Here is a 17,134-nt window from a genome sequence, read left to right as displayed (position 1 = left end):
CTTCTCGAATCCCATGAGCCTGATCAATCAGGCACTGGCTCCGTACAATTATTACAACCTGCCGTTCATCCCTCAAGCTTTCACCAACGCGATGGGAGGCTATGAACCCTCGTATCTGGGTGACTGGCACCTGTCGAGTGAAGGCTGGGCCAGTGATACACAGTATTACAAATACTACGAGAACGACCGCACGGGGGATTGGCGGATCGATTACTGGGATCACAAGCCTGCCGAAAACGAAACACCGCAGCGCAGCGAATACGGCGGCCCCAGCTATGATTCGATCCAGCAGCAAGCCTACGCCGCCCAGCAACAGGCCCAAAGCCAGGCCAACCAGACACCTCCCGATGAAGCCCCCGCTGCCAAGAGTGCCGATCAGAACCGACTGGAAGAAGAGCAGTCCGCCAGTGGTTCAGAAGGTGGCTCCTACACACCCTCGAATCCAGTGGCTCCCGGCAATGAAGTGGGTCAAGCCAGCCGGAATGCCATGGATCGGGCGTACGAGAGATTGGCCGAACAGCAAAGCAATCCCCACATCCGCGATCTCCTCAATCGCAACGAACACGACCTGGGCACACTGATTGACCGCGCCCCGTACAGACCGTCTGTCGATGTCCCCGTGCTGCAAGAAGTCGGTGAAGTCAAAAAGCCGACATCCGTGGGCGAAAAAACTGCCAATGGGGTCGATATCGAGACGTTGCCGTCGGATCTGAAGAACGGATTACGAGGGATTGCCAAATTCTTCCAGGTGACTCAAACGGGTGGAAGTATCTATCAGATTTATGACAAGAAAGGGGAGTACATTGCCACATATGTCGAAGGGCGTGGGTTGTCACGGACGGTGGGTGGCAAAGTTTACCGGATGAACGCTCTGCAGTTGCCGCAGATTCTTCAAGAGCGAAATGACTGGTATGGATTCTCACTGCTCACGGCATATGACTATATTTTCAGCCAGAATGGCACACCACCGCTTAACAATAATCCTAACGAGCCTCCCAGTGCATTGGAGGTTTCTGGAGCGTATTTTGATGGATTTATGCAAGGGTTCTGGGTCGATAGCGTAGGAGGAGCGCTGAATGGCCTTGCCGAAGCAGCACCCGATGCTCTCTATTACGGCTCGCTATTTGTTATTCATCCGGCAATCGGCTACACGGTTCTGGCCCATGACACTGTCTCTTCGACAACAGCCACTGTTCAGCATTATGGCAGCCTGTATTACGAATATACGGGTCTTGATGAAGACACCCAGAAGAAACTTTGGGATGGAAAGTTCGACGAGCTAACTGGGATTTTAAGCCAAGAACTGATTGACGTCGCCAGGGAAGCTAAAAAAATTGCCGACTCGATCATGCAGGGGTTTGAGCAGTACAACAATGACCCTGTCACCCGAGCATATGTGCACGGGCGGGTTCTGGGGATCGTGTTCTTCTCGCTGCTCACTGCCGGAGCAGACAAAGTTGCAGCCGGGTTGAAAGCCGAAGCAACTCTGGCAAAAATCAAGACAGTTGTTCCTTCAGGGCCCAAGACTAAGGCAGCAGGTGAGAAGCTGAAAAGCTTCTTTCAGCGTGCGGAAAATCAACGAAGAACACCTGATCCTGAGAAAACCATAGACTTCCAGCTTATTGGAGACGGGCGTCTTGAATGGAAGTCGTCTGATGGACTGTATACTTTTAGTTCACGAGAAGAATATAAAACATATGAACTAAATAAGCGTCGGAAGAAGTTGACACAAATACCGGAAAATAGCACCTCAAATAGGCCAGTGTTTATTGGAACTGAGTATCCAAAGCTGACAGGCGCTCACCCGAACTCTATTCATATAAGACTGTCAAGGGACGGTCGGGCTGTACAAACTACAATTTTCAATGAAAGAGGAGAGGCGATTGCCCATATTGACTGGAAGGATAGGGAGGGCCGTTTGTTTACAATTCCTGGAAGTCCTAGATCAGGTCATGGACCAGGCGCACCTCACCTAAAGCTGACTGACCCTCTGATACCGCCTGACTGGCAGATGTTGCCACAGGGTGTAATTCCAGTTCCACAGAGAAACTGATCGGGTTGATTAATATGTGTATCGAATTATTAAAGTCGAATATTGATGATGTCATGGATACATACCATGGGTTTCATGACGCGGAGATCATATCTGTGTCAATTGTAAGCAAGGACTATTCACTGCCCGGTCAGCTTGTGGAGATTTTCATGTTATGTGAAAATCATCGTAACAAGAATTTCGAGAGAATTAAGCTTTCTCTGCACGAGACGACAGAGATTAAGTATAAATATAATGCAGATTATGATTATGCGAATATTCGCGACGAAGTCTTTTTTTTGTTTCACGATGAAAAAGTATTTATTGATTTTGGATCTGCATGTGATGCTCGAAATGTACCCGCCGATTTCAGGTCTCTTGATAATTATTTCGTTTGTAAGTCAGTTGATATGTCCATAGGATGATTATTATAGAGAGTGTAGACATTCGATCTTGAGGTGGTACCGCAGGGTGGCCCCGGTTGAAATTCTGATTTCTACCGGGGTGGCTTCACCACAGGGGGTTTTTGGGTACCACCCATCAAGTGGCGTCCAACGTGGGCTCAGGGACATCCCAGGCTGACGATCTCCATACCGAGATGACGTTTGGTCTGGCGTCCTCTGGTTTTGGTCTGCACTACGAGATCACCCAGAGTCAGGGCGATCCCGGACCAAAGCCGGTTCTCTCACGGAAGAAGTGGTCATCGGTGACCGCAGCCGGTCACAGGATTCCACCACCAATCTGTGGGGCGACCTCGCAGGCTACGGCAACTGGATAGAAACCAACACTTCCGGCCGGAGTGAATCAGTCTCGCAGGGTGTCGAAGATGGCGATTCTGAGTGCGACCATAGAAATCAAAGGTGGCAGGATTTGTTATATGTATGGCTGCTGGTTGTATGCCAGCGGCAATGCCAAGTTCACCACGCGCGGAGGAAGCGGGTAAGGTGAATCAAATACTCAACCCGATCATGCTATGTGTTGATGTGAATTTCTTGTGACAAATGTCACCCAGACGTTCAAAGCCACGTCTGGGCCACCCTGCCATAGTTTCCGGCGCAACATCTCTGGTTAGGGTAGAAGGACATCGCTGGCGCGCCTTGCGGGTGGAATGTGTGATTCCAGTTGCAATCCGGATGATGTCTTTCGATCTGCGGCTGATTTGGAGCCGGAACGCTGGAGGGGGTTGAACGACGCCCTCCGGTTTGAGAGCCATCTTGCGCTCTCAACTCGAATTCGAGAGACCGACACTGTTCTCTGGTTTGTTTTCTCTGGTTCGTTTTTTCTGGCCTGCTGAATGACACAAAGTTCACTTTGGATCATGCGGCTCACTTGAGAGACAGACGCGCCTGAATGTGTTAACTGGGTGTAATCTCAGAATCCCCAGTGACAGTTCAGGTTCTCAGAGGTTGGTGAGCGATTGTCATTCAAGACCACAGATGGATCCCTCGAAGGTGACTTCGATGGATGACCCTCAAGTTGCGCTCTGATGATGCCGTAGATCTGTTTATTGTAAATATACTTTAATGAGCCCGGCGGTGACTGGTGACAGTGGCTGCCGGGTTTTTGTATTGATAGTAGAAAGTTGGTGCAATCCGTCGGAACTTCTTGCACCCTACAAAGAGATGACGGATATCAGTCGATAGTTTTTGGCGTGCGGCGGTAGTCGCCGCGCATGAAGGGGACCCATTCTCCGCTTTCCAGCTTCATTTGTGACCTGAGAACGAAGTAATCCTGGTCAATGAACTGAATAATATCCTGATAGTCGACAATCCTGGAAGGATCACCAAAACCCGGGCCTGGGGCATCGAGAGTCATCGTGTTGCTATCAAAATCGATCTTGCCATTATAGGTCCAGAAGTAGGTCATCACGGAGCAGACGAAAGAGCCGACAACTCGCTCTTTCTGGGGATCAAAGCCCAATGTCCACACACTGTGAACTGTCTCGCCGCTCTGTGGGGCCTTGGACTCTGATTCCATCACGACCCAGACATCACCCAGCATGCGGGCAGACATCGGACCGGATGATTTCTCGGGTGTGAGATCCGGCCCCATGGAGCATTCCAACTCATAAGTCCAGTTCCCAGCGATGTTCTGCAACCACTTGTGCTCTGCCCGGGGAATGACTTTTTCCATGCTGCTACCCTCATTCGAGAAAGGATTCTCAGTTCTGCCCGCATCGTCGCACAGAGCTTATCATAAGGGTTGCGTCTGTACACTATAAAGCGGACTGCTGCCTCATCGATTATGGAAAAATGTGTCGATTCGATGGCCAGATCCTGGCGGGCTGGGCTGGCATACTTCCCGAGGAAATCACCCCAGAGAAAGTGCCTCTCGAGAGCCGTCATGCTGTGGGAGTGCTGATACGGTCCCCGGGAAACAACAGCGCGTTGTTGGCTGGGAAAACATGCTTGCCCAGAGCTGCAAGCATGGCACACAGCACATGGCACGCAGAGCGATCTCAATTCATGGAAGGCGTAACATTTCCGGACTTGCAGAAGTGAACCTTAATCGACGCTGCGATCTCATCAGGTGCCGTCAGGTCATCTGACAAACCATTTCCGGTTTGGTAGAACTCTGTGATCGGGTCTACTGGAAACGCTGCGTTCAACTTCCGCCGAAAGATTGATTTCATGACGACACCATTGCCTGCCGGATTTCAGACTGCTGCTGTGGAAGCTGGTGTGAAGCCGGGAACCAGCCGGCTGGACTTGGCGCTCTTTATTTCCGAGGCACCGTGTGCGGCTGCTGGCGTATTCACGACAAATCTGGTGTGCGGAGCCCCAGTCAAGGTTTCCCGTGAGCGTTTGCCTCGGGGAACGGCGAGGGGTGTGGTGATCAATGCGGGGAATGCCAACGCCTGCACCGGCGAGCAGGGGATTCGTGATGCCGAGGCAATGGCGACAGCGGTGGGCCAGGCCATTGGTTGCCCGGGCGAGGATATCCTCGTTTGTTCCACCGGCGTGATTGGGCGGCTGCTGCCTATTGAGAAAATTGTCACGGCTATTGGAGTCGCGGGCCAGCAGCTTTCCCCAACGACCGAATCATTCGACAAAGCTGCCCGCTCGATCATGACGACAGACACCTTTCCCAAACAGGTCACGCGCGAGCTGCACCTGGCGGGAGGAAGCGTCCGCATTACGGGCGTGTGCAAAGGGGCCGCAATGATCGCCCCCAACATGGCCACCATGCTCGGCGTTATTATGACCGATGCCAAGTCTTCGCCGGAAGTTCTGCAGGAAGCACTTTCTGCGGCAGTGGCCGACAGCTTTAACTGCATCAGCGTCGATGGTCACGAAAGCACCAGCGATTCGGTCATTCTGCTGGCAAATGGGCTTTCTCAAGTTGACTGCACCGGCGGCGAGGCGAAAGTTCTGTTCTCCAAGGCGGTCGCTGATGTGGCCATGGAACTGGCTCAACTGATCATCAAGGACGCCGAAGGGGCCTCTCATTTTGTGACCATCGATGTGACGGGCTGCCGATCACGAGAAGAAGCGTTCAGAATCGCCAAGACCGTGGCAGACAGTGCCTTGGTGAAGACGGCGATCTGCGGGGCCGATCCGAACTGGGGCCGCATTGTATCCGCTGCCGGTTATGCGGGCGTGCCCCTCAAGGAAGAAGATGTTTCGTTGTGGGTCAATGGCATTGCCTTGTACGAAGCTGGTGTCCCGCTGGCTTTTGACGCCGCTTTTGCTTCGAAATCGATGCGAGAAAATCGCGACATCCACATCGATCTGCGACTGACTCACGGGAACGGAAGCATTCGCTTCTGGACCAGCGACCTCACTAAAGAATACGTCGCCCTCAACGCCGACTACACAACGTAAGCTCTCTCGGTGCCCTTTCGGGCTTTGTGGCGGCGTATGAAGCCAATTGTATTGCGATGAATGGGGCTTACGCCGCCAGGATGCGTTTTACTTGCCGTAATTGAACCCAGAGGGGCACAGAAAGGGCGAGGCGGTTGATTTCGTTCCGTCACGACTGCCCGACACAGGCAAATACGCTAAGTCCAGCATTCGGAAAGGGTTAGGACAAATGCCCCCGGCGCGATTCGAACGCGCGACCTACGGTTTAGGAAACCGTCGCTCTATCCAGCTGAGCTACGGGGACATGGAACGCTTCGGAGAACAATGATGTTATGCGGCAGATCGCCTGTTTCGCAAATGAGGGGCGAGTTTAATGGTGTGCTGAATCGGGATTCGGGAATCTGATGCCTGAATCTTGATACCATCAGCGACGTTCACGATAAGCCCGGGAAGCTTTTGTGAGTATCTCACGCTCTTTGGGTGTGAGAGAAGCTTCTCCCTGCTCGTGAATTTTCGCGAGAATTCGATCCACATCTTCTTCCAGAGGTGAACTGGGTTCGGGGGAAAAGACTTTGAGTCGCTTGCGGGCACGGTAGATTTTCCAGCGTTCCTGCAGGCTTTCGAAGATGTTCAGCAGGCCGGAAATCTTCCAGTTGAAGTGAAAATAGGCCCAACCAAACGCCACACCCAACAGGTGAGCGGGATGGGCCACTCCTGTCCCTCCCATGCGTCCGCCCCATTGAGCCAGTGCATAGAAGCCGTCGAGGAATACGAGAAAGGCCATGAGGACACGCATTTCCACTGTCAGCAGACCAAAAAAGAGGCCAATCGGCTGCTTGGGAAAGTGCATCGTATAGAGCATGGTCGTGGCGAGAACGGCTCCGGAAGCTCCCACAATCTTGCTGGAATCCTGCATGCTGAGATCCCACGCTACTCCACCCAGTGCGGCTGCCACAGCAGCCGAGAGATAGAAAGCAATGAATTCCCGCGTGCCGTACATGCGTTCGAGTGTGGGGCCGAACCACCACAGGAAGAGCATGTTGAAAATGAAGTGCCAGGGGCTCAGGCCGTGCAGGAAAGCATACGTGACGAGTCGCCAGATCTGACCGGAAAGTACAGCCGACGTATCCATCTCGAGCCAGCGGTCGAGCAAAGATTCCCGATCGAGCCCGCCGGGTACCGGAACTGTCCAGACGAGTTGAAGAATCAGCGCGACCAGCGTGGTGATGATAATGCCGCGTACCCCAGGGGCATCGGAATTCCATTCCAGATCGTTATCGCCATCGCGAAAGTAATCGCGTGAACCCAGGCCCATATTGTCTTCCGTCCTGCTTCCCGGCACGCCGATTCAAGATGCATTCCACATGCAGAAATCAATGTGCCTCATCGAACTTGGATCACTCAAACCAATTTGAATTCTACAGGAAGTTATAGTGCCTTGGTGAAAAATGCGCAAGAGGATTCCTCCGAGAGCTTCTTTGAATCGCGGACCAGCGGAGAAGACGCTGCTGAATTTGGGTTGGATCAACAGAGGATGTTCGAGACCAAAGGACCGTGAAATAGAAAAAGCCCACTACCAGTTGGGTTGGTAGCGGGCTTTTGAAGATCATCAAGGATCCCGCAAAGGATCAGATTCATTCAGAGAGATGTCGTGAATGAGATTGTTTGCAGAAAAGATCAGGTTTGAAACTGCCGAGTGAAACATGGCGTTTTCAAAGTTGATTTGATGAAGCGATTGGGTGTCCAAGTGCGGGTTTAGTAGCGACCGCCACCACCACCGCCGTAGCCACCGCCGCCACCACCATAACCACCACCTCCACCACCGCCGCCGTAGCCGCCGCCACCGCCGCCATAACCACCACCGCCGCCACTACGGGGACGACCGCCGCCGCCGCCACCGTAACCACCTCCACCACCGCCGCCATAACCACCACCGCCACCACCACCCCGCTCTTCGCGTGGACGGGCTTCATTCACAGTCAGGGTGCGGCCCTGGAATTCTGCACCATTCATGGCTTCTACGGCGCGCTCAGCACCATCGCTCATTTCCACAAAACCAAATCCACGTGAACGACCAGTTTCGCGATCCGATACCACCTGCGCTCGCGTTACCGTGCCATGCTCGGAAAATGCTTCTCGCAGATCGTCTGCAGTCGTGCCGTAAGGCAGGTTTCCAACATACAAATTCTTGGCCATAGTCTTCCTTTGCGAACCCCTGGGGGGTTCCCGAACAGATACTCAAAACTCAACAGACAGTTCATTGACCTCACCGCGAAGTTGCGGGGAGATGTGGAAGATTCAGATTGACTGCAAACCAGATCGCCGACTCGTTCGCTTGGAAACTGTCTTTTCTCGACCCAACCGAGCAAAAACTGAGGCCTCGCATCGATACGCGTTCAAAGCTTGCGGAGAGAGCACTTGTTGATTATTGCTGGCCTTTCAGCCCATCAAACCAACTCATGAACCAGCCGCTTCGTTCATCGTCTTCCCGTTGCAGAAGACCGTACTTCCACAACCTCAGGTTTTATCGCACTTTCTCCAGAAATATTAAAGCCCTTTCGGCGAAATTTTGGTGTACCTCTGTTTTCTCACTTCAAAAGTGTTTTTTGCGAACAGTGTTGACTCGGGGAAGCCACCTGATCGAGCCTCGATTGGCCAGTACTTCTGAGCCATCTGATTTCTGAATTCGCAGTTCGCCACATGATGTTATCCCCTGGCAAATGCCAGTAAGAACTACAGGGTCGCTCTCCTGCTCAAAAGTCTGCCATTCCACCAGTTGGCCCGTGAGCAAACAGTATTCGCCCCAACGATCGGCAATCGTTTTCTCTGCGGAAAAGGTGGTCAGTTCCTGAAGGACTCGTTTGGAAAGCTCGGTGGTAAACGTGATTAACGCGACGGCTTCAAACGGAAAGAGTTGTTGTAAACTGACAGCGTCTCGATCCAGCGACTTTCGGGCGACATCTGAGATGTCGTTATTCACATTCACGCCGATCCCGATCACCACGCGCTGAGCATGTTGATTTGCCAGAAGTTGCGTCTGGCTGGGAGTTTCGACAAGGACCCCTGCAATTTTCTGATCACCCACGAAAACATCGTTGGGCCATTTCACTCCAATCGCACCTGTCGGGCAAAAAGAGCGAATGGTATCGCAAACGGCCATGCCGCTCTTGAGTGCCAGATAGAACCAGTCACGACGTGCCAATAAGCGTGTGTCAATTTCCACAATCAGCGATAAGGTCAGCGAACCTGTGCTGCTGAGCCAGGTTTTCCCCGCCCTGCCCCGCCCGGCTGTCTGCTCCAGGGCCCACACCAGTGCCGGTGTTTTCAAGTCAGGATCGCGAGCAATTTCGAGTGATCTGGTATTTGTCGAAGACAAAGATTCCCAGATCTCCACTTCTTTCAGCGGGGTCTCACTCAAAAGTTTTTCTCGCCACTCTGGGGCCTCCGTTCGAAAATCCAACATGACTCCTTAGCTCACTGAATCTCAAGATTCCTTCCCGTTGCCCATCGAAACAGTCTGTTATTCGAGATGTTCGAAATGCATGACCAGGCTGCAGGATAGGCGTTGGTACGACATCGCAGATAACTGACTGTAACAAATTTTATCATGGAATCAGTTTCTCAGGTGGGAAGACAATCTCTTCAGGATCAAGCCAGGCAATCTTGGGTTAATGGCGTGAGTGGCTGATTCCGCCGAATAGATGCAGAGAGCCGCAAAGGCAATCCTTGCAACATCGATAGCAGAAGAAATCGCTCTCAGGAGGCATACTCAAGGCGTGTCGCGAGTTCGACAAAGATCACTTCTTTGCGGTGATATGGTTGTTTGAAGCCACCGAAAATCGATTTGGCTGACATTCCATCAGAATTTCAATTGGAGATTGACGGCATGGGTATTCGATTTCTACAGTAAAAGAAGTGTTGAACTTCCGGGAGTTTATCTGGTCGTGAGAGCCATCTGCCATCACCGATCATCAGCAGTGACCTTGCTGAAGGTTTACCTGGTCCTCGGGGCACTTTTGTCCCAGGCGGGATGGGGGCATTCTCACGATCATGGAGTGGCTGGAGCCGCTGAGCATATCGCCCGGTATCACAGTGGCGATGCTCATGCGGGACAGCTCGGTTTTCATTGGCACTTCGGTTTCCCTCTGGAAGCTGAGGGTGAGACTCCGGTGCCTCATCCATCAATCCAACAACTCCTGCCCTGCGTTGTGACGGAACGAATCTCAGACTCGGCAGGATTAATCCTCGCCCTGCCCATCTGGCCAAGTCATTTACAGAAGCATGACCTGAACGGTGATCTGGCCTCATTTTCGCCGAATTGGTGCTATCAAGAATTGACCGCCCTTCGGGATGTCGGCCATTCTTCGGTACAAGTCGCCATCGTCGCACGCTTGAACTGCTGATGATCTCGACATCCCCTGATGTCCACAGCGACTCTCCATTTTTTAATGGTTCATCAGTTCGCGACTTGGCAGGTTGAACAGCGTGCTGCCCTTCAGCATGTCTTTCTCGTTCAGCCGGACAGCCCAGGTAGTGCGTGCAATCACGCATTGGCTTGGCAACTGTTGACCGCGATTCTTTTCGACCGCTTCAAAGATCTGGCCTTGAGTGCCCGATGGAGTGCTTCGCACAGCACCTCGTGAGCTTCGCCTTGAATGATCTGTCAGACGGATCTGATTCGACATTCCAGGCGAACGGCCCGTCCGGATTTGATGGATCGACGAACACATGACTTCGTCTGGTGAATTTTTATTGGGGAATGTTTTCCATGACTACGCCTGTCTGGCTCAAACAAAAAACAGCGGCGATAACGGCAGTCCTCATCGTTGCTCTGGGAATTGCTGCGTTCGTTCTATCTCCTGAGTTACGAAACCGGGTCTTACAAAAGCCTGAGACTCATGCGAAAACCGATCTGCCTGCCCACAAATCGAACACTGAGCCTGCTGGAGAAGCTCCAGAAATCTCACAGGTCGATTTCCCCCAGGAGATGTGGAAGGCGGCTGGCATTGCGATTGGATCTGTGCAGAAAGGCCCGCTTGATGAAGCCATCACTCTCACGGGGAAAATCTCACTGAACGAAGACAAACTGGCCCATGTCTTTCCACTCGTCGAAGGGCGAGTCGATGATGTGCGAGTGCGATTTGGCCAGAAAGTTCGTCAGGGAGATCTTCTCGTAGTGGTCCAAAGTAAAGAAGTCGGCCAAGGAAAACTGCAGCTCTTTCAAGATCGCCTAAAACTCGAATTTGCCATGGCTCGGGATCGCTGGGCCCAGGAAATCAGCCAGAATACCTTGTCGCTCATTGAAATGATTCGTTCCGAAGCCGCCATTGAAAATATTGAAACGGCTCTCAAAGAACGAACCATGGGAGAGCATCGGCAAACCCTCATGAATGCTTATCTGGCAGCGATCAGGGCTCAATCTCAAACCCAAAGGCTGGCGCCACTTTCCGGTACAGGTGCTGTCCCCGCCAAGCAACTTCTCGATGCCGAAACCGACGTGAAAGCCACAAAGGCCATCCTACAGGCACTGCTCGAACAGACGTCGCAGGATGTCATCCAGGCATCCCGGCTGTCGACACAATCCGTCAAAGAGTTGCAGACGACGATCGCTGTGGCCGAGACGAATTTAAAAATCCTGGGCTTTACCGACCATGATCTGAAAGAGATTGATCCCTCCGAAATGGGTGAGAATCTGGCTCACTACCCGGTCGTGGCCCCCTTTGATGGAACGGTGATTTCCAAAGATGTCGTGCTCATGGAGCGCGTGGGGCCCGAACGGCAAATTCTCACGATCGCCGATCTTTCGACGGTGTGGGTCTCGGCAGATATCTACGAATCACACCTCCCGATGCTCTCCCAACTGAAGGATCAAAAGATTCGGCTTCGCAGTGAAGCGTGGCCAGGCCGATTGTTCGAAGCCACCATCTTCTACACGGGTGATGTCGTGCAGGAAAGCACCAGGACTCTTTCAATGCGGGCCATGGCCGATAACGCTGAAGGACTTCTCAAGCCCGGCATGTTCGTGAGTATCGAACTGCCCAATCTCAGCTCTTCTGAAGTCCTGCAAGTCCCTTTAGCTGCTCTGCAGGATTACGAAGGCAAGACTTTCGTTTTCGTTCATGCTGATGCTGATCAGTTTGATCGTCGCGTTGTGGTAACGGGCCGTCGAAATACTACTTCGGTTGAAATTCTCTCCGGCCTGGGTGAAGGCGACAAAGTGGTGACTGATGGTGGCTTTGCTCTGAAGTCACGGATGCTGGCTGATCTATTGGGCGAATAGTTTTTTCGACGAATCTGAAAGTATGCGCAACAAGCCAAAAGTCGGGCTTCAGTCTTCGGGGATCTTTCGATGGTCAACCATGTCATTTCCTGGGCGATGGAAAATCGCTTCATCGTCATGCTCCTGGCAATTATTTTGTTCGGAGCAGGTGTTGTCTCCGCATCAAGACTACCACTTGATGCCGTCCCTGATCTGACCAATGTCCAGGTACAGATTCTGACAGTCTCACCGGCTTTAGGGCCCGTCGAGGTCGAGCAGTTCATTACGTTTCCTGTGGAAAACGCCATGAGCGGCCTGCCCCGCATTCAGGAAATTCGCTCGATCAGCCGCATTGGTCTTTCGGCAGTCACCGTTGCATTTCAGGATGGCACGGATATCTACTGGGCTCGCAATCTGGTCAATGAAAGGTTGCTCCAGGCCCGGCAGAACATACCACCAGGAATGGGTGACCCGCAGATGGGGCCCATTGCCACCGGCATGAGTGAAATCTATCAGTTCGAAGTTCGCTCCAAACCGGGCTTCAATCACAGCCTGATGGATCTTCGCACCATTCTGGACTGGCAAATTGCCTTTCAGCTTCGAAGCATTCCCGGCGTGATCGAAGTCAATACTTTTGGCGGTGAACTGAAAACTTACGAGATTCAGGTCGATCCCCACAAACTTCTGAATTATGGCATCAGTCTGAGTCGCGTTTTCCAGGCTCTGGAAGAAAACAACGCCAATGCTGGTGGTGGCTACATTGCTCATGGCAGCGAACAGCGCCTGATCCGCGGCGAAGGACTTGTCACCTCACTGGATGATATTCGCCGGATTGTCTTAGAAGCCCGCAGCGATGGAACGGCAATTCGCATTTCCGATATTGCCAATGTTCAATTCGCCCCCATGCTCAGACAAGGCGCAGTCACTCGTGATGGAAACCGTGAGGCGGTGACGGGCATGGTCATGATGATCATGGGGGGCAACTCCAGGCAGGTTGTCGAAGATGTCAAAGAAAAGATTCATGCTATCGAAAAAACATTGCCGGAAGGTGTCTACATCGACACGTTCTACGACCGGACGGAGCTGGTCGAAAAGACGATCCATACGATTGCTGAGAACATCGGCGTGGGCGTGCTGCTGGTGGTGATCATGCTCTTTCTGCTCCTGGGCGATGTCCGCGCCGGCCTGATTGTGGCCTCGGCAATTCCCCTCTCCGCCATGTTTGCACTGATCGCTATGTCGCTCGCCGGTGTCTCGGCCAACCTGATGAGCCTGGGTGCCGTTGACTTCGGTGTGATTGTCGATGGTGCCGTGGTGATGATCGAGAATGCTGTCCGCACAGCAAGCCGATACCAGCAGACCACGGGGAGCAAACGCGTTCCCAAAGAAGTCTTCGTCGCATCGGCAAAGGAGGTGGGAACTCCGATTCTGTTTGCGGGAATTATTGTGATCATTGTCTTCCTGCCCATCCTGAGTCTGGAAGGTGTCGAGGGGAAGATGTTCCGACCCATGGCGTTTACCTTCATGTCAGCACTCACCGGCGCATTGATCCTGGCTGTGACTGTGATGCCTGTGATGGCTTCACTATTTCTGGCTCGAAACATCAGTTCGAAAGAAACATTTCTTGTCCGGTGGTTAAAAGCTGCTTATGAGCCGATGCTCCATTTTTCGATGGCCCGGCCCGTGCTCATGCTCAGTGGAGCAGTTCTCTTGTTTGTGGCCAGCGTGCTGGTTTCGCTGGGCTTTGGCGTCGAATTTGTCCCCAAGCTGGATGAAGGCGATATCGCCATTCAAGCCACACGGCTTCCGAGCGTCTCTTTAGAAGCTTCAATCGAAATGACCAAAGCCATGGAGCGCACGTTGCTCCAGTTCCCGCAGGTGGAATCGGTTATCTCGAAAACCGGCCGTCCGGAAATTGCCAACGACCCCATGGGTGTGCATCAGACCGATGTTTTCGTGCGCATGAAACCCGTTCATGAGTGGCCTGAAGCGATTGAGAAAAACACGTTGATTGAACAGATGCAGGAGGCTCTGGAAAAATCGGTCCCCAGCAACTCGTTCAGCTTTACTCAACCGATTGAACTGCGAGTTCAGGAACTGGTGGCTGGTGTGCGATCCGATATCGGTCTCAGTCTGTTTGGAGACGATCTGAACACACTTAAACTCGAAGGAGACAAAATTGTCCGGGTTCTCAGTCAGGTTCCCGGCGCGGCCGATGTTCAGGCTCAACAGGTTGCTGGATTGCCGTATCTGCGAGTCATCATTCGGCGTGATGCCATTTCCCGTTACGGCATTAACTCCAGCGATGTGCTGGCTGCAATCAGTTCCGTGGGGGGCGTCCCTGTCGGAGAAGTGTTTGAGGGCCAGAAGCGATTCCCGATGCAGGTGCGACTGGCCCCTCAATGGCGGGTGGATATTGATCAACTGAAAGAACTCAAAATTTCTGATCCTCAGGGTCGGCAGATTCCTGTCTCACAACTGGCTGATATCCGGTTGGAAGACGGGCCCTCAGAGATCAGTCGAGATTCGATTCGTCGCCGATTACTCATTCAATGCAATGTACGCGGCCGAGATCTGGGTGGCTTTGTGGCCGAAGCTCAGAAGATTGTCGATCAGCAGATCAAACTGCCACCCGGATATGCACTCGAATGGGGTGGGCAGTTCGAGAATCTGCAGCAGGCTTCTGCGCGTCTGGCAGTTGCCGTACCGGTGGCGCTCTTTCTGATTTTCTCGCTGCTCTATGTGACCTTTGGATCTGTGCGACTGACTCTGCTGATCTACCTGAATGTGCCTATCGCTGCGACTGGAGGGATCTTTGCCCTCTGGTTGCGGGGGATGCCATTTTCGATCTCGGCAGGCGTGGGCTTCATCGCCTTGTTTGGCATTGCCGTGATGAACGGTGTCGTGCTGATCGAACATATCCGGCATCTGTATCTGCATGGCCTGGATTCCAGAACCGCAGTGGTGACCGGGGCGATGGATCGATTGAGACCTGTATTCATGACCGCGATTTGCGGGGCACTCGGCTTTGTACCCATGGCGGTCTCTGGGAGCGCTGGAGCTGAAGTTCAAAGGCCTTTAGCCACTGTCGTGATCGGTGGTTTAGTCACGTGTACGGCACTGACATTGTTGGTGTTGCCAGCGATTTACCGGTGGTTCGAAATCCCACAGGTCACCTCGGAAGAACAGGCTTTACCCACGATGAGTAATCACAATCCAGTTGCTGAGATGCATTCCTGAATCGATTGTGGCGGATGTGCCGTCATGAACGCCTGAAATGAATTGCGCGAACCTGACGGATCGATATCTCCTTTGAGATTTTGGCAGGGAGGCCAGAAATGCTGAATGTTTTCACGAAAAAGCTGTCGTTACGACGGTGCGGCCTGGCTCAGGTTCGCCTCCAAAGATGTGTCGTACTGACATCGCTGATTCTTCTGCAGTTTTTGCCGCTGATCGCAGTGGCGTCAGAGCCAGCTCCTAAGGGGAAGCTGTGGCGCTGGCTCAAACCAGTGCGAGCCACCTCTGAAGCTGCTCAAAAGCAGCCTGCTGAAAATCAGGATCACAAAGTCGCGTCTCAAGATGTCTCAGAGGAAGCTCATCAGCCGCTGGAGCAGGTTTCTCTGGAAATGCCTGCAGGCACATCTCGTGTTCCTCCGGTTCCGCCAGCTCCTGATGAAGCGGCTTCCTACAAAGACGTGACCTCTTATGAGATTTCTCCGGGGACTGCCGAAATTGCAATCCTTCCTCAGCAGAATGTCTACTCTCTGGAAGATTTGTCGACTTTCGCTGAGATGTATCACCCAAGGCTCACGACGGCTTTCCGCAAGATTCAATCGGCACAGGGAGCCACTGTGCAAGCGGGGTTGTATCCCAATCCTCGCATTTCCGCCTCATCACCTCAAATTGATGGCAATGAGAGTCAGTACAACGGTTTCATCTCTCAGGAAATCGTGACGGCACGAAAGCTAAAGATCAGTGCCGCTGCTGCTCAAACGGCTGTCACGCAGGCACAGTACGAATGGCAACAGGAACGATTTATCGTCCTGACGGAATTGCGTCAAAAGTATTACGCGGTACTGGCCGCACAGAAGCGGACTCGAATCCTCGAAGAACTCGTCAGCATTGCCGCACGATCACTCGATATTTCGGAAAGATTGTTCAAGGCAGGTGAAGGTGCCAAGTCAGACATTCTGCTGCTTGATATTGAACGCCGCCGTTCAGAAGTCGCCTTGCAGAATGCACAAACCATTTACAACGTGGGCAAAAGGCAACTGGCTTTGCTGGTCGCCTGCCCCGCTTTAAGTATTCAATCAGTCAGCGGCGACTTGAATGCCGAAGCAAGAAGTTATCAACTCGACGAAATCCAGGTCGCGGCAGCCAATTTTCATCCTCAGGCGAGCATCGCCCGGCTCGAAATCGAACGCATGTCCCGCCTGCTGCAGCGTGCTCGCGTAGAACCTGTTCCCAACTTTGACGTCATGGGTGGATACCAGCGGCAGATTGGTGTTCCGGCTGAAAATCAGGGCTTGTTCCAGGTCACTATGAGTGTGCCCCTCTGGAATCAGAATCAGGGAAATATCTCTTCTGCAGAGGCGAGTCTTTCCGGAGCCAGAGCCGATCTTCAGAAGACGGAACTCGAACTTTCCAACCTCGCTGCACAAGCCTATGCCACCTACGAAACATCCCGGCAACTGGTGGAAAAGTATCACATCGAAATCCTGCCTCAGGCCCGTGAAACTCTGGCAATCAGTCAGACACTCTACGCGCAAGGGCAGATCGATTTTCTCAGATTGCTGCAATCTCAAAGAACACTACTCGAAACCGAGCTGGCATCAATTGAAGCTCAGGAGCAGTATTGGGTCTCAGCCGCCGGGATTGCTGGTTTGTTGCAGGAAAACCAGTTTCCTTAAGCGTCGACGAGTTTTCTCAGGTGGATCACTCCAGAAAAAATGATCAAAACTGAGTGATGAGGGGGTTTTTCTGACGTCACAATTGTGGTAACACATCGCTACTGATTGATCTATGCCAGAGAGCCTGATG

Annotated in this window: 11 protein-coding genes and 1 tRNA gene; 6 read left to right on the top strand and 6 right to left on the bottom strand. The window is 52.6% G+C overall.

The window, feature by feature from the left end; translation table 11 throughout:
• Positions 1-13 precede the first annotated feature (13 nt).
• Entirely contained in the window at positions 14-2,053 is a 2,040-nt protein-coding gene (locus tag PLIM_RS08280; protein ID WP_013109857.1) for a hypothetical protein, read from the top strand.
• A 1,611-nt stretch (positions 2,054-3,664) separates the two neighbouring features.
• Here PLIM_RS08280 and PLIM_RS08265 read toward each other — a convergent pair.
• The gene (locus PLIM_RS08265) at positions 3,665-4,165 is read right to left on the bottom strand and encodes a DUF1579 domain-containing protein (RefSeq protein ID WP_013109854.1); all 501 of its coding nucleotides are present in this window, start codon (positions 4,163-4,165) and stop codon (positions 3,665-3,667) included.
• Between the two features lie 497 nt (positions 4,166-4,662).
• Here PLIM_RS08265 and argJ point away from each other — a divergent pair, with 497 nt between their 5' ends.
• Positions 4,663-5,856 (top strand): bifunctional glutamate N-acetyltransferase/amino-acid acetyltransferase ArgJ, encoded by a 1,194-nt coding sequence (argJ, locus tag PLIM_RS08255; protein WP_013109853.1) that lies wholly within the window; start codon positions 4,663-4,665, stop codon positions 5,854-5,856.
• Between the two features lie 209 nt (positions 5,857-6,065).
• On the opposite strand, the gene PLIM_RS08250 is transcribed toward argJ, so the two are convergent.
• The 4 genes from PLIM_RS08250 to PLIM_RS22690 all read right to left on the bottom strand — a co-directional run bounded on the left by PLIM_RS08250 (position 6,066) and on the right by PLIM_RS22690 (position 9,253).
• Positions 6,066-6,139 (bottom strand) — tRNA-Arg (locus PLIM_RS08250).
• Between the two features lie 120 nt (positions 6,140-6,259).
• Entirely contained in the window at positions 6,260-7,150 is an 891-nt protein-coding gene (locus PLIM_RS08245; protein WP_013109852.1) for a rhomboid family protein, read from the bottom strand.
• Positions 7,151-7,590: 440 nt separating this feature from the next.
• Positions 7,591-8,031, bottom strand: a complete 441-nt coding sequence (locus tag PLIM_RS08235; protein ID WP_013109851.1) for an RNA recognition motif domain-containing protein — start codon at positions 8,029-8,031, stop codon at positions 7,591-7,593.
• Between the two features lie 397 nt (positions 8,032-8,428).
• Complete coding sequence (locus tag PLIM_RS22690) at positions 8,429-9,253, bottom strand: biotin--[acetyl-CoA-carboxylase] ligase (RefSeq protein ID WP_196349548.1); 825 nt, start codon at positions 9,251-9,253, stop codon at positions 8,429-8,431.
• Positions 9,254-9,779: 526 nt separating this feature from the next.
• On the opposite strand from PLIM_RS22690, the gene PLIM_RS08225 reads away from it, so the two are divergent.
• Positions 9,780-10,238, top strand: coding sequence for a hypothetical protein (locus tag PLIM_RS08225; protein WP_148227035.1), 459 nt, complete (start codon positions 9,780-9,782; stop codon positions 10,236-10,238).
• A 42-nt stretch (positions 10,239-10,280) separates the two neighbouring features.
• On the opposite strand, the gene PLIM_RS08220 is transcribed toward PLIM_RS08225, so the two are convergent.
• Positions 10,281-10,466 (bottom strand): hypothetical protein, encoded by a 186-nt coding sequence (locus PLIM_RS08220; RefSeq protein ID WP_196349547.1) that lies wholly within the window; start codon positions 10,464-10,466, stop codon positions 10,281-10,283.
• Between the two features lie 137 nt (positions 10,467-10,603).
• Between PLIM_RS08220 and PLIM_RS08215 the strand changes: the two genes are divergently transcribed.
• The 3 genes from PLIM_RS08215 to PLIM_RS08205 all read left to right on the top strand — a co-directional run bounded on the left by PLIM_RS08215 (position 10,604) and on the right by PLIM_RS08205 (position 17,004).
• Positions 10,604-12,115 carry an efflux RND transporter periplasmic adaptor subunit gene (locus PLIM_RS08215; RefSeq protein ID WP_013109848.1) on the top strand — a complete coding sequence of 504 codons (1,512 nt, stop codon included), beginning with the start codon at positions 10,604-10,606 and terminating at the stop codon, positions 12,113-12,115.
• A gap of 69 nt (positions 12,116-12,184) precedes the next feature.
• Positions 12,185-15,334: an efflux RND transporter permease subunit gene (locus tag PLIM_RS08210; RefSeq protein ID WP_013109847.1), complete on the top strand. Its 3,150-nt coding sequence runs from the start codon at positions 12,185-12,187 to the stop codon at positions 15,332-15,334.
• 98 nt (positions 15,335-15,432) lie between these two features.
• Positions 15,433-17,004: a TolC family protein gene (locus PLIM_RS08205; RefSeq protein WP_013109846.1), complete on the top strand. Its 1,572-nt coding sequence runs from the start codon at positions 15,433-15,435 to the stop codon at positions 17,002-17,004.
• Positions 17,005-17,134: the final 130 nt, after the last annotated feature.

It is taken from the genome of Planctopirus limnophila DSM 3776, from assembly GCF_000092105.1.
Classification (GTDB): domain Bacteria; phylum Planctomycetota; class Planctomycetia; order Planctomycetales; family Planctomycetaceae; genus Planctopirus; species Planctopirus limnophila.
This window is presented reverse-complemented; position numbering and strand designations above follow the sequence as displayed.